This is a genomic window from Acidovorax sp. SUPP3434 (assembly GCF_030159015.1).
Lineage (GTDB): Bacteria > Pseudomonadota > Gammaproteobacteria > Burkholderiales > Burkholderiaceae_C > Paracidovorax.
In genome coordinates this window covers 38,758-62,630 of sequence record NZ_BQXL01000020.1, presented here as the reverse complement: position 1 = coordinate 62,630, position 23,873 = coordinate 38,758, and the positions used below count along the sequence as shown (strand labels likewise).

Annotated in this window: 20 protein-coding genes; 7 read left to right on the top strand and 13 right to left on the bottom strand. The window is 68.7% G+C overall.

Going from position 1 to position 23,873, the window contains the following annotated elements; translation table 11 throughout:
* Positions 1–15: 15 nt before the first annotated feature.
* The 8 genes from AVKW3434_RS21625 to AVKW3434_RS21590 form a co-directional block, all read right to left on the bottom strand.
* Entirely contained in the window at positions 16–1,104 is a 1,089-nt protein-coding gene (locus tag AVKW3434_RS21625) for a tartrate dehydrogenase (RefSeq protein ID WP_284407465.1), read from the bottom strand.
* Positions 1,105–1,134: 30 nt separating this feature from the next.
* Positions 1,135–2,769: an ABC transporter ATP-binding protein gene (locus AVKW3434_RS21620; protein ID WP_284407464.1), complete on the bottom strand. Its 1,635-nt coding sequence runs from the start codon at positions 2,767–2,769 to the stop codon at positions 1,135–1,137.
* 2 nt (positions 2,770–2,771) lie between these two features.
* Positions 2,772–3,650, bottom strand: a complete 879-nt coding sequence (locus AVKW3434_RS21615) for an ABC transporter permease (protein WP_284398926.1) — start codon at positions 3,648–3,650, stop codon at positions 2,772–2,774.
* A 20-nt stretch (positions 3,651–3,670) separates the two neighbouring features.
* A complete protein-coding gene (locus AVKW3434_RS21610) occupies positions 3,671–4,627 on the bottom strand; it encodes an ABC transporter permease (RefSeq protein WP_272568392.1) in 957 nt (318 codons plus the stop codon).
* Between the two features lie 37 nt (positions 4,628–4,664).
* Positions 4,665–6,284: an ABC transporter substrate-binding protein gene (locus tag AVKW3434_RS21605; RefSeq protein WP_284407463.1), complete on the bottom strand. Its 1,620-nt coding sequence runs from the start codon at positions 6,282–6,284 to the stop codon at positions 4,665–4,667.
* Positions 6,285–6,377: 93 nt separating this feature from the next.
* Positions 6,378–7,667, bottom strand: coding sequence for an NAD(P)/FAD-dependent oxidoreductase (locus AVKW3434_RS21600; RefSeq protein ID WP_284407462.1), 1,290 nt, complete (start codon positions 7,665–7,667; stop codon positions 6,378–6,380).
* Between the two features lie 42 nt (positions 7,668–7,709).
* On the bottom strand, positions 7,710–8,375 hold the full coding sequence (locus AVKW3434_RS21595; protein ID WP_272568388.1) for a haloacid dehalogenase type II: 666 nt from the start codon (positions 8,373–8,375) through the stop codon (positions 7,710–7,712).
* A 215-nt stretch (positions 8,376–8,590) separates the two neighbouring features.
* Positions 8,591–10,084 (bottom strand): aldehyde dehydrogenase family protein, encoded by a 1,494-nt coding sequence (locus AVKW3434_RS21590; protein WP_284407461.1) that lies wholly within the window; start codon positions 10,082–10,084, stop codon positions 8,591–8,593.
* A gap of 233 nt (positions 10,085–10,317) precedes the next feature.
* Here AVKW3434_RS21590 and AVKW3434_RS21585 point away from each other — a divergent pair, with 233 nt between their 5' ends.
* The 7 genes from AVKW3434_RS21585 (at position 10,318) to AVKW3434_RS21555 (ending at position 17,352) form a co-directional block, all read left to right on the top strand.
* Positions 10,318–11,217: a GNAT family N-acetyltransferase gene (locus tag AVKW3434_RS21585; protein ID WP_284398936.1), complete on the top strand. Its 900-nt coding sequence runs from the start codon at positions 10,318–10,320 to the stop codon at positions 11,215–11,217.
* A gap of 38 nt (positions 11,218–11,255) precedes the next feature.
* Entirely contained in the window at positions 11,256–12,191 is a 936-nt protein-coding gene (locus tag AVKW3434_RS21580; protein ID WP_284407460.1) for a 2-hydroxyacid dehydrogenase, read from the top strand.
* A gap of 192 nt (positions 12,192–12,383) precedes the next feature.
* The gene (locus AVKW3434_RS21575; RefSeq protein WP_284407459.1) at positions 12,384–13,787 is read left to right on the top strand and encodes an aspartate aminotransferase family protein; all 1,404 of its coding nucleotides are present in this window, start codon (positions 12,384–12,386) and stop codon (positions 13,785–13,787) included.
* Positions 13,788–13,875: 88 nt separating this feature from the next.
* A complete protein-coding gene (locus AVKW3434_RS21570; protein ID WP_272553201.1) occupies positions 13,876–14,370 on the top strand; it encodes an Lrp/AsnC family transcriptional regulator in 495 nt (164 codons plus the stop codon).
* A 17-nt stretch (positions 14,371–14,387) separates the two neighbouring features.
* On the top strand, positions 14,388–14,762 hold the full coding sequence (locus AVKW3434_RS21565) for a (2Fe-2S)-binding protein (protein ID WP_284407458.1): 375 nt from the start codon (positions 14,388–14,390) through the stop codon (positions 14,760–14,762).
* A complete protein-coding gene (locus AVKW3434_RS21560; RefSeq protein ID WP_284407457.1) occupies positions 14,759–16,183 on the top strand; it encodes an FAD/NAD(P)-dependent oxidoreductase in 1,425 nt (474 codons plus the stop codon). Before AVKW3434_RS21565 ends, AVKW3434_RS21560 begins: the two co-directional genes overlap by 4 nt.
* Positions 16,180–17,352: an NAD(P)/FAD-dependent oxidoreductase gene (locus AVKW3434_RS21555; RefSeq protein WP_284398949.1), complete on the top strand. Its 1,173-nt coding sequence runs from the start codon at positions 16,180–16,182 to the stop codon at positions 17,350–17,352. Before AVKW3434_RS21560 ends, AVKW3434_RS21555 begins: the two co-directional genes overlap by 4 nt.
* Positions 17,353–17,447: 95 nt before the next feature.
* On the opposite strand, the gene AVKW3434_RS21550 is transcribed toward AVKW3434_RS21555, so the two are convergent.
* From AVKW3434_RS21550 to AVKW3434_RS21530, 5 genes are read right to left on the bottom strand one after another with little or no spacing between them, the layout of a single operon-like run.
* Positions 17,448–17,987, bottom strand: a complete 540-nt coding sequence (locus tag AVKW3434_RS21550) for a hypothetical protein (protein WP_284407456.1) — start codon at positions 17,985–17,987, stop codon at positions 17,448–17,450.
* 52 nt (positions 17,988–18,039) lie between these two features.
* Positions 18,040–18,789, bottom strand: coding sequence for a PoNe immunity protein domain-containing protein (locus AVKW3434_RS21545; protein WP_284407455.1), 750 nt, complete (start codon positions 18,787–18,789; stop codon positions 18,040–18,042).
* A gap of 13 nt (positions 18,790–18,802) precedes the next feature.
* The gene (locus AVKW3434_RS21540) at positions 18,803–20,344 is read right to left on the bottom strand and encodes a PAAR-like domain-containing protein (protein WP_284407454.1); all 1,542 of its coding nucleotides are present in this window, start codon (positions 20,342–20,344) and stop codon (positions 18,803–18,805) included.
* The gene (locus AVKW3434_RS21535; protein WP_284407453.1) at positions 20,337–21,455 is read right to left on the bottom strand and encodes a DUF2169 family type VI secretion system accessory protein; all 1,119 of its coding nucleotides are present in this window, start codon (positions 21,453–21,455) and stop codon (positions 20,337–20,339) included. The genes AVKW3434_RS21540 and AVKW3434_RS21535 overlap by 8 nt, the downstream gene beginning before the upstream one ends.
* A 16-nt stretch (positions 21,456–21,471) precedes the next feature.
* On the bottom strand, positions 21,472–23,820 hold the full coding sequence (locus AVKW3434_RS21530) for a type VI secretion system Vgr family protein (protein ID WP_284407452.1): 2,349 nt from the start codon (positions 23,818–23,820) through the stop codon (positions 21,472–21,474).
* Between the last annotated feature and the right edge of the window lie 53 nt (positions 23,821–23,873).

The window sequence follows — 23,873 nt, the reverse complement described above, 5'->3', positions numbered from 1 at the left end:
GGCAGGGCCGATGGGCTAGCGCCTGGCGATGCACGCGGCGATGGCCTCGCCCACCTGCGTGGTGTTGGCCGTGCCCCCTAAGTCGGGCGTCTTCGGTCCGGTCCTGATGACCTCTTCGATCGCCGCCACGATGGCATCGTGCGCCTGCCTTCCCGCGCCCTGGCCTTGCGTCAGAAAGTCCAGCATCAGCGCCCCCGACCAGATCATGGCGATCGGGTTGGCGATGTTCTTGCCGTAGATGTCCGGCGCCGAGCCGTGCACGGGCTCGAACAGGCTGGGGAAGGTGCGCTCGGGGTTCAGGTTGGCCGAAGGCGCGAGGCCAATGGTGCCGGTGGTGGCGGGCCCCAGGTCGCTGAGGATGTCGCCGAACAGGTTGGTGGCCGCCACCACGTCGAAGCGCCCGGGCTGGAGCACGAAGCGCGCAGTGAGGATGTCGATGTGCTGCTTGTCCAGCGTCACTTCCGGGTAGCCCTTGGCGATGTCGTCGGCGCGGGCATCCCACCAGGGCATGCTGATGGCGATGCCGTTGCTTTTGGTGGCCAGGGTCACGTGCTTTTTGGCGCGGCTTTGCGCCAGGTCGAAGGCGAACTTCAAGAGGCGGTTGGCGCCGTGGCGCGAGTAGACCGATTCCTGGATGACGATCTCGCGGTCGGTGCCCTCGTACATGATGCCGCCCAGCGACGTGTATTCGCCCTCGGTGTTCTCGCGCACGACGAAGTAGTCGATGTCGCCGGGCTTCCTGCCGGCCAGGGGGCACGGCACGCCTTCGAAGAGGCGCACGGGGCGCAGGTTGATGTACTGGTCGAATTCGCGGCGGAACTTGAGCAGCGAGCCCCACAGGGACACGTGGTCGGGCACGGTGGCGGGCCAGCCGACGGCGCCGAAGAAGATGGCGTCCACGCCGGCGAGTTGGGCCTTCCAGTCGTCGGGCATCATTTTTCCGTGGGCGGCGTAGTAATCGCAGCTGGCCCAGTCGATGGTGCGGCATTCCAGTTCGAAGCCGAAGCGCTCGGCCGCGATCTGGATGGCCCGCAGGCCTTCGGGCATGACTTCCTTGCCGATGCCGTCGCCGGGGATCACGGCGATGCGGAAGATGGGGTGCATGGGGTGTCTCCGGTAGGGATCGCCTGTTTGTCAGGCCGCTGCGGCCAGCACGGCCGGTGCGCCGGCCCTCTCCTCCAGCCAGCCCTGGCGCAGCTCGGGCACCGAGCGCGCCAGCAGTTCGTAATACGGGTGGTGCGGCCCGCGGTCGTAGTCGGCGCGCGCCACCTGCGCCAGTTTGCGGCCGTGCTGCATGACGACGATCTCGTCGCACACGGAGCGCACGGTGTGCAGGTCGTGGCTGATGAAGAGGTACGACACGCCCAGCTCGCGCCGCAGCTCGGCCATCAGGTCGAGCACGGCGGCGCCCACCACGGTGTCGAGGGCGGAGGTCACTTCGTCGCACAAGATCAGGTCGGGGTCGGCCGCGAGCGCGCGGGCCAGGTTGACCCGCTGCTTCTGCCCGCCCGACAGGCCGCCGGGCAGGCGGTCCGCCACGCTGTGCGGCAGCTTGACCAGGTCGAGCAGCTCGCGGATGCGCCGCTGCAGCGCCTCGCCCTTGAGCCCCTTGTAGAACTGCAGCGGCCGGGCCAGGATGCGCTCGATGGTGTGCGATGGGTTGAGCGCCGTGTCGGCCATCTGGAACACGATCTGGATGCGGCGCAGTTCTTCCTTGGTGCGGGCGCCCAGGGTGGTCTTGAGTTCCGAGTTGCCGAACAGCATGGTGCCATGCCAGGGCTGGATGAGCCCGGCGATGGCGCGCGCCAGCGTGGTCTTGCCCGAGCCCGATTCGCCGATGACGCCGATGGCCTGGCCGCGGTAGAGCTTGATGTTGATGTCTTCCAGGATGAGCGAGGCGGGGCGGCCGGTGGCATCCACCGGGCCGTAGCCGGCGGACAGGTCGCGCACATCCAGCAGCAGCTCGCCCTCGCCCCGGCAGTGCTCGGCCACGCGCGGCGTGGGGCGCGCGGCGGCCAGCAGGCACCGGGTGTACTGGTGGGCCGGCGCGGCGAGGATGTGCGCGGTGGTGTCCACCTCCTGCATCCGGCCGTTGCGCAGCACGAGGATGTGGTCGGCCATTTGCGCCACCACGGCGAGGTCGTGGCTCACGTAGACGGCGGTGGCGCGGCGTTCGCGCACCACGCGCCGAAAGGCGAGCAGCACCTCGATCTGCGTGGTCACGTCCAGCGCGGTGGTGGGCTCGTCGAGGATGACGAGGTCGGGGTCGGTGATGAGCGCCATGGCGGCCATCAGCCGCTGCAGCTGCCCGCCCGAGACCTGGTGCGGGTAGCGGTCGCCGATGGTGTCCGGATCGGGCAGCGCGAGTTCGCGGAACAGCTGCACCGCCTTGGCCTCGGCCTCGGCGCGCTTCAGGGTGCCGTGGATGCGGGTGGGCTCGACCACCTGGTCCATGATGGTGCGCGACGGGTTGAACGACGCGGCGGCGCTCTGCGCGATGTAGGCCACGGTGCGCCCGCGCAGCGCGCGCTGGGCGGCGGGCGCCAGGTGCAGCACGTCGACGTCGCCGATGCGCACGCTGCCGCCGGAGATGGTGCAGCCGTGCCGTGCGTAGCCCATCAGCGCGAGCGCCGTGGTGGTCTTGCCGGAGCCGGATTCGCCGATGAGCGCCAGCACCTCGCCGGGCGCGATGGTGAAGCTCAGCGCATCGACCAGCGTCTGGTCGCCCGCGGTGATGCTCAGGTCTTGGACGACAACGGATGCCCCCATGTTCAACGCCCTCCGCGTTCGCGGGCCGCACGGCCCGGCAGGTTGTCGATGACGAGATTGACCGCGATGGTCAGGCTGGCGATGGCCAGCGCCGGTGCGATGACCGAGGCGCCGGCGTCGGGCAGCGCGCCGATGTTCTCGCGCACCAGCGACCCCCAGTCGGCCGCGGGCGGCTGGATGCCCAGGCCCAGGAAGCTCAGGCCGGCGAGCAGCAGCACCACGTAGACGAAGCGCAGCCCCAGGTCGGCCAGCATGGGGCCGACGATGTTGGGCAGGATCTCGCGCAGCATGATGTAGAGCGTGCCCTCGCCCCGCGTGCGCGCCACGGTGACGTAGTCGAGCGCATTGATGTTGACGGCCAGCGACCGCGCGATGCGGTAGGCGCCCGGGATGTAGATGACCGCCGCCGTGGCCACCAGCATGGCGACGGACGAGCCGAAGCCGGCCACCAGGATCAGCGCGAACATCTTGCTGGGAATGGCGGTGAGGGTGTCCAGCACGCGGCTCAGAATGGTGTCCACCTTGCCGCCCATGGCGGCGGCGAACAGCGCCAGGGCCGTGCCCGTGCCGCTGGCCAGCAGGGTGGCCAGCAAGGCCACGCCCACGGTGTAGCGCGCACCGTCGATCACGCGCGCCAGCATGTCGCGGCCCAGGTAGTCGGTGCCCAGCCAGTGTTGGGCGCTGATCGGCGCGAACACGTCGGAGCCGCCGCCCGCCTGCAGCGAGCCCGGCAGCAGCACGGGACCGGCCAGGGCGGCCAGCATCCAGCACAGCAGCACCGCCAGCCCGATCAGGCCGGAGATGCCGAAGCCCGAGAGCCAGCGGCGCACCGCGTGGCGCGGCGTGGCGGGCGGGCCGGAAGGGTGGGTCAGGGAATCCATGGGTCGGCCCTTCGGTGTGGTCAGCGGTGGCGCAGGCGCGGGTTGGCGAGGATGCCGCACACGTCGGCCGCCGTCACCAGGATCAGGTAGCCCGCGCAGAAGATCATGGCGCAGGTCTGCACCAGCGGCATGTCGCGCTGGGTCACGCCATCGACCATGAGCTTGGCGATGCCGGGGTAGTTGAAGATGGTCTCGATGATGATGACGCCGCCCAGCAGGTACGACAGCGACAGCGCCACCGCGTTGGCGATCGGCCCAATGGCATTGGGCAGCGCGTGGGCCATGACCATGCGCAGGGGCGAGGCGCCCTTCAGGCGCACCATCTCGATGTAGGGCGCCTCCAGCTGGTCGATGACGGCGGCGCGGCTCATGCGCATCATCTGCGCGACGATCACGCAGCACAGGCTGAGCACGGGCATGGCGAAGGCCCGCAGCATCTGCCCCACCGATTCGATGTCGCTCACGTAGGACAGCGCGGGCAGCCATTTGAGCTTGACGGCGAACACCAGCACCGCCAGCGTGGCCACCAGGAACTCGGGCACGGACACCACGGCCACCGCCGCCGACGAGGCCAGGCGGTCGAACCACGAGCCGCGCCACACGGCCGAGGCGATGCCCAGGGTGAGCGCGATGGGCACCGAGAACAGCGCGGTCACGGCCGCCAGCAGCAGCGAATTGGGCAGGCGGCTGGCCACCAGCTCGCCCACCGGCATCTGCGTGGTGACCGACTGGCCCAGGTCGCCGCGCACGATGCCGCCCAGCCAGCGCAGATAGCGCAGCGGGGCCGGCACGTCCAGCCCCATCTGGGCGCGCAGCGCGGCGAGGGCCTCGACCGTGGCGTCCTGGCCCAGCTGCTCCTGCGCGGCGTCGCCCGGCAGCACGGCAGTGATCGAGAAAACGATCACCGAGACCGCCAGCAGGGACAGCAGCGCCAGCAGGATCCGCTGGACCAGGAGCTTGAGAATCACACGGTTCATGGCGCGGCGGCTTCCAGTGCTCGGGGCGTGCGGGGCGTCAGGCTTCGAGCCAGACGTGCTCGGCGAAAGAGTAGCCCATCAGGCCGCCCAGCGGAATCGGGGACAAGCCCTTGAGCTTGGTGGAATGTCCGTCGATGCTGGCCAGGAACAGCGGAATGCCGATGCCGGCGTCCTGGTGGATCATGGTCTGCATGTCGGCGTACATCTGGCGGCGTTTGGCCAGATCGGTCTCGGCGCGCGAGGCCAGCAGCAGCTGGTCGAACTGCGGGCTCTTCCAGCGCGACTCGTTCCAGGCCGCGTCGGACTTGAAGAACTGCGTCAGGATGGTGTCGGCACTGGGGCGCGGGTTCACGTTGCCGAAGCCCACCGGGCTGTTGAGCCAGTGGTTGGACCAGTAGCCGTCGGCCGGCATGCGCTTGATGTCCAGGTCCAGGCCGATGCGCTGCCCCGACTGCTGCAGCAGCAGCGCGGTTTCGGTCGAGTACATGGCGGCCGGCGAGGTGACCACGGGCACCTTGCCCGTCACGCCCGACTTCTGCAGGTGGAACTTGGCCTTGTCCAGGTCGAACGTGCGCTGCGGCAGGTCCTTGAAGTAGAACCGGTTGGTCGGGTCGATGGGCTGATCGTTGGCGATGACGGCGTAGTCGAGCGCGATGCTCTTTTTCATCTGCTCGCGGTCGAACAGGTACTTCATCGCCAGGATGAAGTCGGGGTTGGCGCCCGGGCCCATGTCCTTGCGCAGGATGAGGTCGGAGTATTGGCCCGACTGCGTGGTGAAGATGGCGTAGCCGGGCGTGCCCTTGACCCGTGCCACGGCGCGCGGGTTGACCGAGGCCACCAGGTCCATGCCGCCCGACAGCAGCGCGTTCACGCGGGCGCTCTCGTCGCCAATGCCCACGAACTCGATCTCGTCCAGGTAGGGCTTGCCGGGCTTCCAGTAGGCGTCGTTGCGCACCATCAGCGACCGCACGCCGGGCTTGAACTCCTTGAGCTTGTAGGGGCCGGTGCCGATGCCGGCGTTGAAGTCGGTGGTGCCTTCCTTGACGATGTGGAAGTGGAAGGTGCCCAGGATGACCGGCAGGTCGGCGTTGGGCGCGCTCAGCTCGATGGTCACCTCGTTCGGGCCCGAGGCCTTGACGGTCTCGATCTGGTCGGCCAGCACCTTGGCCTTGGAGGCGGTGGCCGGGTCCTTGTGGCGCAGGATGGAGAACACCACGTCGGCCGGAGACAGGGCCTTGCCGTCATGGAAGGTGACGCCCTTGCGCAGGGTGAACACCCAGGTCTTGGCGTCCTGCGTGGCGGACGATTCGGCCAGCGCGGGCTGCGGCGTGAGCGAGCCGTCCAGCACGAACAGGCCGTTGTAGAGCATGGTGCCGCGCGAATAGTCGGTCTGGTTGGACTGCTTGGCCGGGTCCAGCGTGTCGGTGGCCGCGGCCGTGGCGCCGGCCACGCGGATGCGGCCGCCGCGGCGGGGCGTCTGCGCATGCGCGGTGACCGCCATGCCCGCCAGGCCGCCGGCCAGCGTGGCCTGCATGCCGCCCGCCACCAGCATGGCGAGCACGTCGCGGCGCGTGGCGCCCCGCCGCAGCGAGTCCATCACGCGAAGGCTTTCTTGGGGACCGACGAGGGTGTCGAACGGGGTGCGGCTGTCGCTCATGGTGATGCTCCTGTGACGGGTGGCAGTGGGGGGGTGAACGGGGATCTTGGAATGGTGCGAATCAAGGGAAGGTGGCAGGCGCCCGCTGGGACGTCAGGCCAGCCGGTCCTTCAGGCGGTAGTACAGCCCCACCGCCGGCAGGAACCACGGCGGGCCGAAGTGGCCGGGCACGGCGGGCCAGTCGCGGCCGCGCCAGGGATTGGCCTCAGCATCGCCGGCCATCACGGCGGCCATGCGCTCGCCCATGTGCACCGACATCTGCGTGCCGTGGCCGCTGTAGCCCATGGAATAGAACAGGCCATCGCGCTCGCCGGCGTGCGGCAGGCGGTCCTGCGTCATGTCCACCAGGCCGCCCCAGCAGTGGTCGATGCGCACGCGGCCCAGTTGCGGGAAGGTTTCCGCCAGGCCGGCGCGCAGGATCTCGCCGCTGGCGGCGTCCTGCTGCGGGCTGGAGATGGCAAAGCGCGCCCGGCCGCCGAACACCAGCCGGTGGTCCGCCGTGAGGCGGAAATAGTGGTGGATGTTGGCGATGGTGACGTAGGTGCGCCGCTCGGCCAGCAAGGCCTGCGCGCGCGCCGCGCCCAGCGGCTCGGTCACCACGATGAAGCTGCCGATGGGCACGATGCGCCGGCGCAGCCAGCCGAACGTGCCGTAGCCGCCGTGGCGCGAGGCGCCGGTGGCCAGCAGCACCTGGCTGGCCTGCACCGCGCCGCGCGCGGTGTGCAGCCGGTGCACCTGGCCCTGCACGCGCTCGATGCGGTCCACGCAGGTGCCGGTGTGGATCTGTGCGCCCTGACGCTGGGCGGCCAGGGCCAGCCCCTGGGCGAACCGCCCCATGTGCATCTGCGCGCTGCGCCGGTACAGCAGCCCGCCTTCGAACCGGTCGCTCTGCACCTCGGCGCGCACCCGGGCGGCGTCGAGAATCTCCACGTCGGTATCCACCCCGTCGGCGATGAGCCGCTCGGCACTGCGCCGCAGCGCCTCCAGGTGGTGGGGCCGAGTGGCGAGCTTGAGCTTGCCGTGGCGCAGGAAATCGCAGTCGATGGCCTCGTCGCGCACGATGCGGTCCACGGTGTCCACCGCCGCGTCGTAGGCGTGGTACCAGGCCCGGGCCTGCGCCACGCCGACCTTGGCGGCCACCTCGGCATAGTCCACCGCCAGGCCGTTGTTGACGTGGCCGCCGTTGCGGCCCGATGCCTCGGGCGCCACGCTGGCGCCCGCCTCCAACACCGCCACGCTCGCGCCGCGCCGGGCCAGGGCCAGGGCGGCCGACAGGCCGGTGAAGCCCGCGCCGACGATGGCGACATCGACCTGCCGCGGCAGATCGTGCGGTGCCAGCGCCAGCGGCGGGACCGAATCGTTCCAGTAGGACTCGAGCTTCATGGCAAGGGGCGTGCGGGCTGTGGGAAGGAAGGTAAAGATCGCTCAGAGGCCGACGACGCCCGGCAGGCCGCCGATGTCTTCGATCTGCACGTAGTGGTAGGCCGGGTTGCCCGGGCCGTGGCCGCGGTTCACGAACACCTTGTTCTTGATGCCGATGTCGTCGGCCGACATCAGGTCGTAGCGCAGGCTGGAGGACACGTGCAGCACGTCCTGCGGGCCGCAGCCCAGCGAGTCGAGCATGTATTCGAACGCCTTCAGGCGCGGCTTGTAGGCCTGGGCCTGCTGCGCGGTGTACACGCGGTGGAACGGCGCGCCGAGCATGGCGACGTTCTTCTGGATCTGGTCGTCGGAGGCGTTGGACAGGATCACCAGCGGGATCTCCTTGGCGACCTTGGCCAGGCCTGCGGGCACGTCGGCATGCGGGTCCCAGGTGGGAACGGCGTCGTAGAACTTCTGGCCGTCGGCGTCCAGGTACTGGATCTTCCACTGCTTGCACAGGCGGCGCACGGCGTTCTTGAGCACCACTTCGTAGGGCTTCCAGTCGCCCAGCACTTCGTCGAAGCGGTAGGCGCTGAAGTCGGCGATGAACTGCTCCATGCGCTCGGCCGGAATGCGGTCGGCGAAGAGTTCACGCGTCATCTCGCCCATGCGAAAGCGGGTGAGCGTGCCGTAGCAGTCGAAGGTCACGTACTTGGGACGGAAGGTCATGGTCTCGGAATCCTCGGGTTGGGCCGGTCACCGACCGGGGCGGTTCGCAGCGCCTTATTCGGCGTTTGCGACAGTGTCATTACGAAGTGATTGAAGCACGCGGTTTCGCGGGTGTCATAGGGAAATGCAGGGGTGCGGCGCGCGAAAGCTGCGGTTTGCCGGGGGCCTTGCGGCATGCCATGCGGTCTGCACCGCCGGCGTGCGGCAACGCACCGTTAGTGCGCTGCAGCAAAGTCGATGAGCACGCTTTTGAAGCGCAGGTTGGCCTCCACGGCCTGGCGGCCCAGGTCCTTGCCGATGCCCGACTGGTGATAGCCGCCGGTGGGAATGACGAAGTCCGCGCTGCGCCCGTAGCGGTTGATCCAAACCGTGCCCGCGCTGATGCCGCGCATGGCGCGCAGCGCGCGGCCGATATCGGCGGTGTGCACGCCGGCCGCCAGGCCGTAGTGCGCGTGCGCGGCCAGGGCCAGGCCCTCTTCCTCGGTGTCGAAGGTCTGCACCGTGAGCACGGGGCCGAAGATCTCTTCCTGCACGGCGGGGCTGTCGGCCGCCACGCCTTCGAGCAGCGTGGGCTGGAAGTACGCACCGGCCGCCACGCCGCCGGCCACGTCGTCGAACAGCCCCCCGCCGCAGCGCACCTGCGCGCCCGCGTCGCGCGCGCGCTCCACGATGTCCAGGATGCGCGCGGCCTGCGGCGCCGAGATGATGGGCGGCAGCGTGGCGGTGTCGTCCCAGGTGGCGCCGGGCCGCAGCGCGGCGAACCGCGCGCCGATGCGCTCCACCAGCTCCGGCGCGATGCCGCGCTGCACGATGAGCCGCGACCCCGCCACGCACACCTGGCCCGCGTTGCCGGTGATGGCACCGGCGATGAGGCCGGCCAGCCGGTCGATATCGGGTGCGTCGTCGAAGACGAGCTGCGGGCTCTTTCCGCCCAGCTCCAGCGTGACGGGCTTGGGGCCCTGCAGCGCACAGGTGGCCATGATGGCGGCGCCCGTGCGCGTCGATCCGGTGAAGGTCATCTTGGCGATCCGGGGGTGCCGCGTGAGGGCATCGCCGGTGGTGCGGCCATCGCCCTGCACCACGTTGAAGAGCCCGGGCGGCACGCCCGCCTCCACCGCCAGCTGGGCCAGCCGCACGGCGGAAAACGGCGTCATCTCGGACGGCTTGAGCACCACCGCGTTGCCTGCGGCCAGCGCGGCGCCCACCTTCCACGACATCATCACCAGCGGGAAATTCCACGGCGTGATGGCGCCCACCACGCCGTAGGGCTCGGCTACCACCATGCCCAGGTGGTCGTGCCGCGTGGCGGCTACCTCGCCGCCGAGCTTGTCGGCGTACTCGGCGAAAAAGCGCAACCCTTCGGCGGTAAAGGGCACGTCCCACGCAGCGGCATCGCGCACCGGGCGCGTGGAGCACACGGCCTCCAGCGGCGCCAGTTGCGGGCCGTCGGCCTCGATCATGTCGGCCCAGCGGCGCAGCACGCGGGCGCGTTCCCGCGGGGCGCGCCGCGCCCAGTCCGTGGTGCGCCAGGCCTGCCACGCATCCTGCACCGCAGCGTCCACGGTGGCGGCATCGGCCAGCGGCAGGTCGGCATGCCATTGGCCATCGGAGGGGCGCAGCACGGCGATGCGGCCGGCATCGGGCACGAGGTGCCCGCCGATGAAGTGGCCGGCAGGAACGGCGATGGACCGGGGATCGAAAAGCAGCATGGAACGGGGGCGCGCAAGGGGCTGCGCGCAGTTGGAAAAAGGTGCTTCGATGCTAGGCAGGAAGGTCCAGCATTTGTGCCCGTAACGCCCCGCGTCACCGCAGCGAATTGCAAAACGCACGCGCCCGGCAGACGAAGCTTGCAAGTTGCGGGCAAACCCGAATTCGGGGTGGTGCGGCCTGCCGATGTCGTCCAAGATAGACGCCCAATCCCTTCGCAACGAGGACGCCGCCCATGCTCTCCACCGCCCTGCCCGCCACCCCTGCCACCGCCGAGGACGGCGTGCTGCTGCGCCCCATGACGCCCGACGACCTGCCGCAGGCGCAGGCGCTGTCGGCCGAACTGCGCTGGCCGCACCGGCTGGCCGACTGGGAGCAGGTGTTCGCGCATTCCGAGGGCCTCGTGGCCGAGCGCGACGGGCAGACCATCGCCACCGCCCAGCGCTGGAAGTGGGGCGATCGGCACGCCACCATCGGGCTGGTGCTCGTCACCCCGGCCTGCCAGGGCCGCCGCATCGGCCACCGCCTGATGACCACGCTGCTCGACGGCCTGGACGGCCACACGGTGCTGCTGCATGCCACCGCCGAGGGGCGCGGCCTGTACGAGCGCCTGGGCTTCGTGCGCACGGGCGAGGTGCGCCAGCACCAGGGCGTGGCCCGGCCCACGCCGCTGATCGCCCTGCCCCCCGGCTGGCGCCTGCGCCCCTCCGGCCTGAACGAGGCGGCCGCATTGCACCGGCTCGACGCCCAGGCGCGCGGCATGCCGCGCGATGCGCTCATCGACGACCTGCTGGCCCGCAGCGATGCCTGCGTGGTGCTGGACCACGACGGCGAGCAGCGCGGCTTCGCGCTGCTGCGGCGCTTCGGCCGCGGGCATGCCATCGGCCCCGTCGTGGCGCCGGATGCGGAAAGCGCCAAGGCGCTGATCGCCCACCTGGCCGGCATGAACGCCGGCCACTTCACGCGCATCGACATCGATTTCGACAGCGGCCTGGCCGAGTGGCTGGAGAGCATCGGCCTGCTGCGCGTGGACGCGCCCACCACCATGGTGCGCGGCGGCACCCTGCCCACCGCATCGGACGCCCCGCACGGCGCCCCGCGGCTGTTCGCCCTGGTCACCCAGGCGCTGGGCTGAGCCCGCCCCTTCGACGATCCACCCTGCCGGGCCTTGCCGTGACCCCCACCACCTTTCTCTACAAATCCGACCCCGTGCGCGGTCGCCAGTGGGCCGGCGTGTTCCGCGACCGCGCGCCCGAGATCGACTTTCGCATCTGGCCCGACATCGGCGACCCGGCCCAGGTGCGCTTTCTCGCGGCCTGGGAGCCGCCGCAGGACCTGGCCACGCGCTTTCCGCAGCTGCAAGTGCTGTTTTCATCGGGCGCGGGCGTGGACCAGTTCGACTTCGCCGCGCTGCCGCCCGAGTTGCCCGTGGTGCGCATGGTGGAGCCGGGCATCGTGCAGGGCATGGTGGAGTACGTGACGCACGCCGTGCTGGGCCTGCACCGCGACATGCCCCAGTACCGCCGCCAGCAGCAGCAAGGCGAATGGCGCGTGCTGCCGGTGCGCCCGGCCAGCGAACGCCGGGTGGGCGTGCTGGGCCTGGGCTCGCTGGGGCAGGCGGTGCTGGCCCAGTTGCGGGGCTTGGGCTTCGACTGCGCGGGCTGGAGCCGCTCGCGCCACCAGTTCGCCGGCGTGCACTGCTACGCGGACCGGCATGAACTGCCGGCCTTCCTGGCGCGCACCGACATCCTGGTGTGCCTGCTGCCGCTGACCGATGCCACGCGGGGCTTTCTGAACAAGGACCTGTTCGCGCAATTGCCGGCCGGTGCCGGGCTGGTGCACGTGGGGCGCGGGCCGCAATTGATCGACACCGACCTGCTGGCCGCGCTGGCCGTGGGGCAGATCGGCGAGGCGGTGCTCGACGTGACCGACCCCGAGCCCCTGCCGCCGTCGCACGCCTTCTGGCGGCACCCGCGCGTGCAGCTCACCCCGCACATCGCGAGCATGACCCAGCCCCTGAGCGCCGCCAACGTGGTGGTCGACAACCTGCGCCGGTTCGAGGCGGGCGAGCCCATGGTGGGGCTGGTGGACCGCTCGCGCGGCTACTGACGCATGGCGGCGGGCAGCCAGCTTCCCCGGGGGCACCGCACGATCTGCTGCCACCGCGCCAACAACCGCAGCGTGCTGCGCGAAACCCCGCCAAAGCAGCACCACGCGCAGCGGCCCCTGGCCTAACCTTGGGGCCATCGACAGACGCCTCACCACCGCCACCGAACCCTTGGCCCGCGACCGGACCCCGCCATGACCCAACTCACCGACCTGCCCCAGCTCGCCTCGCTCGATGCCATCGACCGGGCGCATTTGATCCACCCCGTCTCGCCCTGGCGAGCGCACGAGCGCCGCGGCCCGACCGTGCTGTCCTCGGGCCGGGGGGCATGGCTCACCGATGCCAGGGGCAACGAGCTGCTGGACGCCTTCGCCGGCCTGTGGTGCGTGAACGTGGGCTACGGCCAGGAGAGCGTGGTCCAGGCCGCCGCCGAGCAGATGCGCCGCCTGCCCTACGCCACGGGCTACTTCCACTTCAGCAGCGAGCCGGCCATTCTTCTGGCCGAAAAGCTGGTGCAGATCACGCCGAAATCGCTGAACCACGTGTACTTCACGCTGGGCGGCTCCGAAGCGGTGGATGCCGCCGTGCGCTTCATCGTGCAGTACCACAATGCCATCGGCCAGCCGGCCAAGAAGCACTTCATCGCGCTGGAGCGCGGCTACCACGGCTCGTCGTCCACGGGCGCCGGGCTCACCGCCCTGCCCGCCTTCCACCGCGGGTTCGACCTGCCGCTGCCCACACAGCACTACATTCCCTCGCCCAACCCCTACCGCGCCACAGACCCGTCGGACGGCCCGGCCATCATCGCAGCCTCGGTGGCGGCGCTGCGGGCCAAGGTGGCCGAGCTGGGCGCCGACAACGTGGCGGCCTTCTTCTGCGAGCCCATCCAGGGCTCGGGCGGGGTGATCGTGCCGCCCCAGGGCTGGCTCAAGGCCATGCGGGAGGCCACGCGCGAGCTGGGCATCCTGATGGTGGTGGACGAGGTCATCACCGGCTTCGGCCGCACCGGCCCGCTGTTCGCCTGCGAGGCCGAAGGCGTGTCACCCGACATCCTCACGCTGGCCAAGGGCCTGACGGCCGGCTACGTGCCCATGGGGGCGACGGTGATCTCGGACGCGCTCTACGCCGGCATCGCCGACGGTGCACCCGAGGGCGCGCCCATCGGCCACGGCGCCACCTACTCCGCCCACCCGGTGAGCGCGGCGGTGGCGCTGGAAGTGCTGCGGCTGTACGAGGAAGGCGGCATCCTCGCCAACGGCCAGCGCGGCGCCGCGCCTTTCGCGGCCGGGCTGGATGCCTTGCTGGCGCACCCGCTGGTGGGCGACTCGCGCCACCGCGGCCTGCTGGGCGCGCTGGAGCTGGTGAGCGACAAGGCGACCCGGCGCGGGTTCGATCCGGCGCTGGGCCTGTCCGAGCGCATCGCGGCTACGGCGTACCGCAACGGCATCGTGTTCCGCGCCTTCGGCGACAACATCCTGGGCTTTGCGCCCGCACTCACCTACACCGAGGACGAGTTCGCCGAAATGTTCAAGCGCCTGCGAAAGACGCTGGACGACGTGCTGGACGCGCCCGACGTGCGCGCCGCGCTCAAGGGCTGAAACCGGCGGCAACGCCCCAGCAACGCCAACACAGCGACCGCGCGCCGCCGCAGAATCGAAGCCTCCTTCACGTCCCGATGCCGCCATGATGAACGAAGCCTTCAAGATCGACCGCCTGGACCTGCGCATCCTCGCGCAGCTGCAGAAGAACGGGCGCATGACCAACGTGGACCTGGCGGACGCGGTGGGCCTGTCGCCCAGCCCCTGCCTGATCCGCGTCAAGCGCCTGGAGCAGGCGGGCTACATCGCCGGCTACGGCGCCCACCTGCGCCTGGAAAAGCTGGGCGACACGCTCACCGTGTTCACCGAGGTCACGCTCACCGACCACCGCCGCGAGGACTTCACGCGCTTCGAGGCCGCGATCCGCGAGGTGGACGAGGTGCTCGAATGCCACCTGGTGAGCGGCGGCTACGACTACCTGCTGCGCTTTCTGACGCGCGGCGTGAACCATTACCAGGAGGTGATCGAGGACCTGCTCGAACGCAACCTCGGCATCTCCAAGTACTTCAGCTACATCGTCATCAAGACGCCGTTCATCAAGACGCACTGTCCCATCGAGCGGCTTTTTCCCCACCAGCGCTGACCGCCCTCCGGACGCCCATGCCCGACACCGCCCACCGCCCGCCGGCCCGCTTCGTGCGGCTGGCCGAGACCGATCGCCCCCCGATCGCCCTGACGATCGATGGCCTGCCTGCCGCCGCGCTCGCTGGCGACACCCTGCTGGTGGCTCTGCTGCAGCACGGGCGGCGGGTGCGCGACAGCGAGTTCGGCGACGGCCCGCGCGCGGGTTTTTGCCTCATGGGCGCCTGCCAGGACTGCTGGGTGTGGACGCCTTCGGGTGATCGGCTGCGCGCCTGCTCCACCCCGGCCGAAGCCGGCATGGAGGTGCTCACCCACCCGCCCGCGGCGCACTGGCCGGTGACGCCGGACCTGCGCGAATCGCTGGCGCGCCATGCGCAAGGGGACGCGGCATGAGCACCCCCACCGCCACCCCAATCACTAACCCTACCGGCTCGCCCCGCATCGTGGTGGTCGGCACCGGCCCGGCCGGCGTGCGCGCCGCCCAGGCGCTGGTGCAGGCCGGCCTGCGCCCCACCGTGGTCGATGAAAGCCGGCGCGACGGCGGGCAGATCTACCGCCGCCAGCCCGAAGGCTTCAAGCGGCCCTACGCCAAGCTCTACGGCAGCGAGGCCGGCAAGGCCCAGGCGCTGCACCGCGACTTCGACGCCCTGCGCGCATCGGTCGATTACCGGCCCGACACCCTGGCCTGGAACGTGACCGCCGGCGAACTGCACGTGGTGCATGCCGGCAAGCCGCAGACGCTGCCGTTCGACGCGCTTCTGGTGTGCTCCGGCGCCACCGACCGACTCATGCCCGTGCCCGGCTGGCACCGCGCCGGCTGCTACAGCCTGGGCGCCTCGCAGATCGCGCTGAAGGCGCAGGCCTGCGCCATCGGCTCGCAGGTCGTCTTTCTGGGCAGCGGGCCGCTGCTGTACCTGGTGGCCTCGCAGTACGTACAGGCCGGCGCGCGCGTGGCGGCAGTGCTCGACACCGCGCCCGCATCCAAACCCTGGGCCGCCATCGCGGGCCTGCTGGCGCGGCCCACGCTCGCGCTGCGCGGCCTGGGGCTGATCCGCGGCCTGCGGGCGGCGGGCGTGCCGGTGCTGCAGGGCGTGGCGCCGCTGTCCATCGACGGCGACGACCGCCTGGGTGTGCAGGCCGTGGCCGTGCGGGATTCGCAGGGCCAGGAACGACGCTTCGAATGCGATGCCGTGGGCCTGGGCTGGCACCTGCGGGCCGAGACGCAACTGGCCGATCTGGCGCGCTGCGCGTTCGCCTTCGAACCCGTGAGCCGCCAGTGGCTGCCCAGCATCGACGCGGACGGCCGCAGCAACACGCCGGGCGTGTACCTGGCGGGCGACGGCGTGCGCATCCTGGGGGCCGACGGGGCCGAGGCCGCGGGCCGCCTGGCCGCCCTGGCGGCGCTGGCCGACCTGAAGCATCCCGCCGGCAGCGCCCGCTACGGCCAGGAGGCGCCCGCGCTGCGCCGCACGCTGGGCCAGATGGACCGCTTTCGCCAGGGGCTGGCGCGGGCCTTTCCCTGGCCGCATGCGCAGGCCGCGGCGCTGCCCGATGCGGCCGTGGTGTGCCGCTGCGAGGCCGTCACCGCGGGCGAACTGCGCCGCTGCGTGACCGAGATGGACAGCCAGGAAGTGAACCGCGCCAAGGCCTTCAGCCGCGTCGGCATGGGCCGCTGCCAGGGGCGCTTTTGCGGCCATGCCGCGGCGGAGATCGTCGCGAGCGCCTGCCACGTTCCCGTGGAACAGGTGGGCCGCCTGCGGTCGCAGGCACCGGTCAAGCCTTTGATGATGAACACGCGCGAGGTGCAGGCATGAACCACGGCAGCCAGAACGCCACGACGCACGACACCGACGTGCTGGTGCTGGGCGGTGGCCTGATGGGCACCACCACGGCCTTCTTCCTGCGCCAGCACGGCCTGTCCGTCACGCTGCTGGAGCGCGAGCTGGTGGGCCGCCAGGCCAGCGGCACCAATTTCGGCAACGTGCGCCGCCAGGGGCGCGAGCTGCACCAGATGCCGTTGGCCAACCGCGCGCGCGCCGTGTGGGGCCGCATCCGGTCGCTGCTGGGCGAAGACGCCGAGTTCGTGCCCTACGGCCACCTGCGCGTGTGCTACACCGAAAAGCAGGCTGCGGTGCTCGAAAAGCACGCGCACGACGTCAAGCCCCTGGGGCTGGATCTGCAGCTGTTCACCGCCGAGCAGTTGCGCCAGCGCTGGGGCATCTTCGCGCCCGGCGTGGTGGCGGGTTCCTACTCGCCCCAGGACGGCCACGCCAACCCCCGCCTGGCCGGCCCGGCCTTCGCCCGCGCGGCGCGGCGTGCGGGCGCGAACATCGTCGAGCATGCCGAGGTGATGCAGGTGGAGCGCGACGCCAACGGCTTCGTCGCCCACACGGCCGATGGCCGGCGCTTTCGCGCCCCGCAGATGCTGGTGGCCTGCGGCGCGTGGTCCAACCGCATGGCCGAGCAGTTCGGCGAGCCCGTGCCGATGGAGGCCCGCGGCCCGCAGATGGGCGTGACCGAGCCCCTGCCCTACGCGCTCGGGCCGTCCATCGGCCTGTCGTCCCCCATCGAGACCGAGGGCCTGTACTTCCGGCAGATTGCGCGCGGCAACATCGTCTTCGGCGGCGGCCTGAAAGGGCCCGCGCATGCCGACCGCATCCGCGCCTATGTGAAGCCCGACAACGTGCTGCGCCAGCTGCGCGAGCTGCGCCGCTTCGTGCCGGCGTTCGAGCACGTGCAGCTGATCCGCGTGTGGAGCGGCATCGAGGGCTACACCCCCGACTGGCAACCGGTGATGGGGCCGAGCGCCAAGGTGGCGGGGCTGCACTACGCCTTCGGCTTCAACGGCGAGGGCTTCGCCATCAGCCCCGGCGTGGGCGAGACCATGGCCGAACTGATCGCCACGGGCCAGACGTCGATTCCGCTGGCGCCCTACTTCATCGGCCGGTTCGCGGCATCGCAGAAGGCGCAGAAGGCGGCTTGACGGAAATCACCTTCATGCCAGGGTAAGCGTCAGCCCCCCGTAACGGGGAACTGCCGCAAAACGCTATAAAATAGATAGCAACACGCCCTAGTGAATCATGCGCTGGAAGCCGATTTTGGCAACAAGGACGCCCCGACCCATTCCCCCACCCGGACCAGGCTCAGGGTCTTCAGCGTCTTGCCCGGCCCGTCGAACACGCATTGCACTGCCCAGGTCTGTCCATCGAAACCCGGCACCCGAAAGCACGCCATGCCCGGCAAGGCCAGCACGGCTTCGTCGTCTTTATCGGCCAGCAAGGCCACCACGTCACCAGCCGTGGCGACGGCGGTATCCAGCCCCCGCGGCCAGTCCCCTTGCCAGGGTTTCGCCGGCCGCGACAGCGGCGTGTGGAAGGTCAGCGCATGCACGCCCCAGAGCTGCTCTTTCTCGGGCAGTGACGGGTCCATGCACTGCAGCATCAAGTCGAGTCCCTGGCTCTCCACACCCACGGGATACGGGTCGATGCCATGGCCCTGGCGCAGGTCCAGGACCGGCGGATCGAGCGACCGCAGCACCCGGTTCAACAGGTGCTGGCGGTTGTATCGCCCGATGCTGCGCAGCAACAAATCGGGCAGGGGGTGGAATCGGGACGGCATCGATGCCCTTTCTTCTTACGTATATCCAGCGCTACCAGCGCTGCCGCCACGCTCACTTCGCCCTGGCCGCATCCACCAGGTCCTTGGGGTAGTAGGGGTTGTCGCGCAGCTTCTCGTCATCGATTCCCAGCACGATGGCGGCGAGCGCAACATCAAAGCACCAGTAGCCAAAATATGCACCATCCGCACCGTTCAAGCTGTCGGACCAGTAGATCGGCTTGATCTTCTTCTTCCATACCTTGGAGAAGGCGAGCAGCTTGGCCGGCCGCTCCGATGGATCGCAGCGCCAGACCTCCAGCAGGGGGTCATAGACCTTGGGGAATTTGCAGGCTTCGGCGACGGGGCGCTGCGCATCGCCCAAGGCTCGCGCTGCTTCGTCGATCAGTGCGTCCTCGCCCGGATGCCCGATGGCGTTGATGAGGCGCTTCATTTCTTCGGGCTTGAAATGCAGGGCTTTGGCGAAGGCCATCATGGTCAGCGCGTCGTACACCGTGTCCAAAGTCACTCTCTCATACATGACCTTGTCCTCGTGCTTTGGTGGAAGTGATGCAAGTACGCGCTGCTGCAGTTCACTAGCTTCAACCCATTGCAAGACGCTCGCCTTGATGGCTTGGTTCTCGTCCCCCGCGCTGTAGCGAAGAATGACGATCTGCAAGGCATAGAGCACTAGGTCGTGCGCCCTCCCCGGGCGCCCCTCGATCCTCGGAAACTGCTCCGTGTCCTGGAAACGCTTCAACATCGCTTTCGTCGCAAAGCTGATGTTGTCGGCAAAGTAATCGGTAGTCTTCTGTGTGTCACGCATGTAGTAGTCCTCGTCATGGGAATCCGGGAACTTTCCCGGCTTTTCCCCTTAGTACATTGCCATTTTTCCCAATCTTGGTGGCAGTGGTTGTTCCATTTTCTTTCACCCGCACCAACCATTTCTCAACCTTGCCCGCATCCATCGCTTCCTTGATGGCATCGGCCTGCTCCTTACCGACTTTGTCGAGTAGACGCTTCTTTACCCACTCGTCGTCCATCTGGTTCGTCCCATCAGCAAGTCCCTTATCCAGCTTTGCAGAGCCGTACTTGTATTCAGCGACCACGTAGTCCGGCGGCGGATTGGGATTCTTGTACACCCCGTCAATGCCGTTCTTTCCGGGTTCGTAGACGCCATCCGTTTTCCCAACGGGCTCCAACTTCTTGTCCACTAACGCTTCGTGCCCCGTCTTTTCGCCGATCGCAGCCTTCTCGTTACTGGTGAGTTGCTTGATCTTGACACCGTTGCCCTTGGCCGCGTCTCCTGCTTTCGCTGCGTCGGCGGCCTCCGCGGCCTTGGCTCCCTCGGCAGCCTTTGCAGCTTCAGCGGCTTTCGCGGCCTCTGCAACCTTGGCTGCCTCCGAAGCTCTCGCGCCGGCGTTCGCTGCTTCCGCCGCCTTGGCGCCTTGGGCGGCCTTTGCAACGTCGCCAATCGCAAAGACGATGCCTCCGATCTCCAGGCCCGCACGGGTCACGGACTCGACGTAGTCGCCCTTCTCCCACGGGTCGGTCACCGGCTTGATGACTTCGTTCACGGCAGCCGCCGCGCCTTCCTTGACCGACGCCAGGCAGACATTGCCCAGCGCGATGTTCTCCCCCAGGATCGCCGCGTCCAGGTTGCTGTGAATCGCGCCCGCCAGGTTGACCTTCTTGCCCACGGTATAGGCCAACTCGCCCAGTCCCAGGCCGATGTCCTTCACGAAGCCCAGCACGCCGCGCAGGGCCTGGGTGCCGTAGTTGCCCGCCTTGGACCAGCCGCCTTCGTTCTTGACGTTGATCGAGGCAATGCCGCCGTCCGCCATCTTGTTCAGGTCTCCGAACCGGACGAACTCGTCCAGCTGGTCCGGATTCATGAAGCTCAGTTCCTCTTTGTACTGCTGCAGCTTCCTGAGCCTGTCGGAGGTCTTGGGCGTGTCGTTGCAGGGCAGCTTGCCGTTCTTGACGGTCCCGGCCGGTTCGCCTTGCTCCGTGACGAGCTTGCCCACCGTGTTCGGGCCACCCGGTCCCACGTTCATCTGCACCACGGTGTCGTGCCGCGCGCAGACCAGGCCGTTCACCTTCACGCTCGTGTTGTCGCCGATCAGCCGGACATGCCCAGGCTGCTGGGAGGTCTGCGACACCACGCCCTGGCCGGCATTCGCCTCGGTCCCGCGGACCCAGTCCGTGAGCCGATACACGGGCTTTCCGCGCGCATAGACATTCGGCGAAGTCCGCAACTGGTTCGACAGATCGCGAAAGCTGTCGAACGGCACCGGCGTGTTGCCCACCTTGCACACGTCGGGCGCGGTGCAGATGGCCCGCCACACGGCCTCCGCGCAGGCGATATGTTTCCTAGCCATTCGCCACCTCGGCAGGGGAATGGCCGCGATGGATGTGAATCCGCTGCTCTGCGCCGCGTTGCGCCGGCCCTGCGGGGATGGCCGCCAGCAAAGCCCTGCGCAGGCCCCATTCCTTGGGCACTGCACGCCGCCAGACCAACTGCACACACTGCGCGTCCAGGTCGATGGTCACCGTGTCCAGCCGCAGCGGCACGGCTTGGGTCAGCCCGCCCTGGTCCGTGAGCAGCGCCAGGAGATCGATGCCCGGCAACCGGGTGTCGATGCGGCCCGTTGGGTCGCAGCCGACCAGGGTGATCGGTTCATCGCCTTTCAGCCAGCCGGGGGCGATCAGGTCGGGCTGCGCGGACTGATAGAACGCGAAATCGAAGTCCGGCGGCAGAAACGGCAAGTACTCCGCGCGCCATGCGTCGTCGTAGGTTCCGGCATAGCGGGCACGCTGCGGGCTCCAGCGCGGCAGGGGACCGAAGCAGACGGGCGCAAGCCGTTCTCGGATGTCGCGCAGCGGCTTCTGCACCTCCTCGATCTGCGGGGCCATGTAGAACTGGGCACGGTCCAGTTCCGCATCGCCCAGATAGCCCCGGCCCACCGGATTGGGCTGATAGGTGTCGAAGGCCTGCTCGTTATGAATGTCGTCGGTGGCCGGGCCGCGGTAGCGAGTCCGGCGAACCGCGCCGCCATATGCCATGCCTGCGTGCAGGGGCACGGCGGTCGTCGGTTCGGGCTTCGTCAGGTGCCAGCCACGCAGCGGCGTCCAGTGCCACGCACGCAAGCCAGTGACCATCGCGGTCTTCAACACCGGCCCCACCCTCACCCCAACGGGCCATTGCGGCAGCGGCTTGCCGTCCAGGGACCGCGCATGGCCGATCAGGTGGATGTCGGTGCGCTGCTTGCCCACCACAAGATGGGTTTCCTCCAGGAAGGGCGTGCTCTCGGGCGCGTCGACGTAGCGGTCGATGCACTGGATGGGCATCTGCTCATCCATGGCCGGCATGGGCTGCCCATGCGTGAGGTTGAAGCTGCCTGCAACGATGACGACATCGAAGTAGCGACCCTTGGTGGTCGCTTTCTCGATGACCATGTGCGGAAATGGGCTGTGGTTTTCGACGTCCATACCGAGCTGATTGACTTCAGTTCAGATGGATGTCTTCGCCGCTGATCACCACGTTGTCGCCCTCGGCAGTGATCTGGATCAGTTTTCCGTTGAGGTTGACGGTGCCGTCATCCTTCATCTCCAGCACCGATTTGCCCACCTTCAGCGTGATGCTGCTTTCGTCCATGACGAGGCTGGAACTCTTTTTCGCGCCACCTCCACCACCGCTGGACGGTGCGGTGATGTTCATGGGCGCGGCGCCGGGCGCGCTGCCACCGCTACCGCTACCGCCCACGGTGAGCGCGTATTTCTTGCCGGCCGTGTGGGTGTGCTCCATGCCAATGGCATCGCTGCGGTTCATGCCCACGTTGGTCATCATCGTGAAACCCACATTGAGGTTGTAGGCCACCCCGACGTTGGCCATCTTGAAGATGCCCGTGGTCTGGATGCAGCCGACACCGATGGTTTCGGTTTTCAGAATACCCACCGTGGTGGTCCAGTTCTTGGCAATGGAGTCGGTTTCGCTTCGCCCCACCGTCTTGCTTCGGTTCCTTCCGATGCGGATGTCTTCGTTGATCCCCACGGTTTCATCGCGGTTGTCGCCGATGTCGATTTTCTCGTTGTGATCCACGCGCTCGGTGCGATTGGAATGGATGGTGATGGTCTCGTCCCCATCGACTTCCTCGGTGCGCCAGCCGTGCACGGTGATCTTTTCGTTGCGGTCCACCGTCTCGGTGCGGTCGCGGTGGATCACATTCGTCTCGTCCCGGTCCACGGTCTTGCGCCGGTCGCGGCCCACCCACTTGTCCTCGTCGTTCTCCACTTCGGTGAGCTGGTCCTTTTGCGCATGCAGCCACAGCTGCTCGGCCCCGGCCTTGTCCTCGAAGCGGATGGCGTTGGCATCGCCCGCGCCGTTCTTCAATCCGTCGCCGAAGGCACCACCCTTGCTCGATTTGGTCTTGATGCCCGACTGCGTGGCGTTGGCCGGCAGCGCCCACGGCGGCATGTTGTCGGCGTTGTAGACGCAGCCGGTGATGATCGGGTAGTCCGGGTCGCCATTCAGGAAATCCACGATGACTTCTTGGTTGATCCGCGGAATGAAGACGGCCCCGAAGCCGGAGCCCGCCCAACTGCTGGACACCCGCACCCAGCAACTGGAGTTCTCGTTCATGGCGCCGATGCGGTCCCAGTGGAACTGCACCTTCACGCGGCCATACTGGTCGGGCCAGATTTCCTCGCCGGGTGGGCCGACGACCACCGCCGTCTGCGGGCCGGTGGTGCGAGGCTTCGGCGTGGTGCGCTCAGGCGTGTACGGCAGGCTGGTGGGCTGGGCTTGCAGGGTGAACTTCTGGAACGAGCCTTCTTCCTGCGGCGTGCCCTTGGGGCCGGGTGCGGCGGCGCTGACCTGGGGGTTTTCCTTGAAGTGGTATTCGATGCCGGTCAGCAGGTACTGCTGGTTCTGGTCCTCGCGCGGGTAGTTCTCCAGCGTGAAGGTGTAGCCGGGGGCGAGCGCCCGGTGGCGCGACTGGCCCCGGACGGTGCTGTGCCCGGTGAGGCTTTCCTGCAGCCGCACCCGGGCATAGGCTTCGCCATCGCCGAATTCGGTGTACCCGCCCGGCCATTCGTAGATTTCGTGGGCGTCGTGCGCGTGCCCCGGCGGGGTCTGGCGCATGTTGGACAGGTCCGCGCGCGGTTTCTGGAAGTCGTAGTCGTCGTTGTAGTGCCGCCCGGAGTGGATCGCCTGGTGCAGTTCCCAGGCGTGGATGTTCTCCTTGTCGGCGACCGCCGCCTTCTCCGGGGGATAGAACGGGATGACCGCCGCCCCCGGTAGCGGGCTGTGCGAGGCGACGATGTCGTCGGCCAGGATCAGCGTGTGCTGGCCCGCGGCATGCTCGAAGTAGTAGTACGCCCCTTCGTGCTCCAGCAGCCGGGACACGAAGTCGCAATCGCTCTCGCCGTATTGCACGCAGTAGTCCCAACTGCGGTAGCTGCGGGTGAGCTTCTTTTGCAGGGGGTAGCCGTATTTGCCCAAGACCTCTTCGACGATCTCCGGCGCGGTCTTGTTCTGGAATATCTTGAAATCGGTCTTGCGGGTCGCCAGCCACAGCCAGGGCTGCAGGCGCAGGCGGTACGAGTAGGAGCGGTGATCCTCGCCCTGCATGCCGAAGCGGGTGACGATGCCGTCCAGGTAGCGCCGGCCGCCGCCTTGCGTTTCCACCACGACCGTGGCGTTCTTGCCCAGGAGTGCCTTCGGGTCGATGCTTTTGCTGTCGCAGAGCAGGTCCAGGTCGAGGCAGAACAACTGGCTGATGGCTTCCTTGCCCTGCAACTGCCGGAACTGCAGTTGCTCTCCCAGGGGCGTTTGGATCGTGACTCGGCGGGTCATGTTTGGCAGGCCCGCGTACCGGGCCGTTACATTGAAATGGCCGCGATCATATA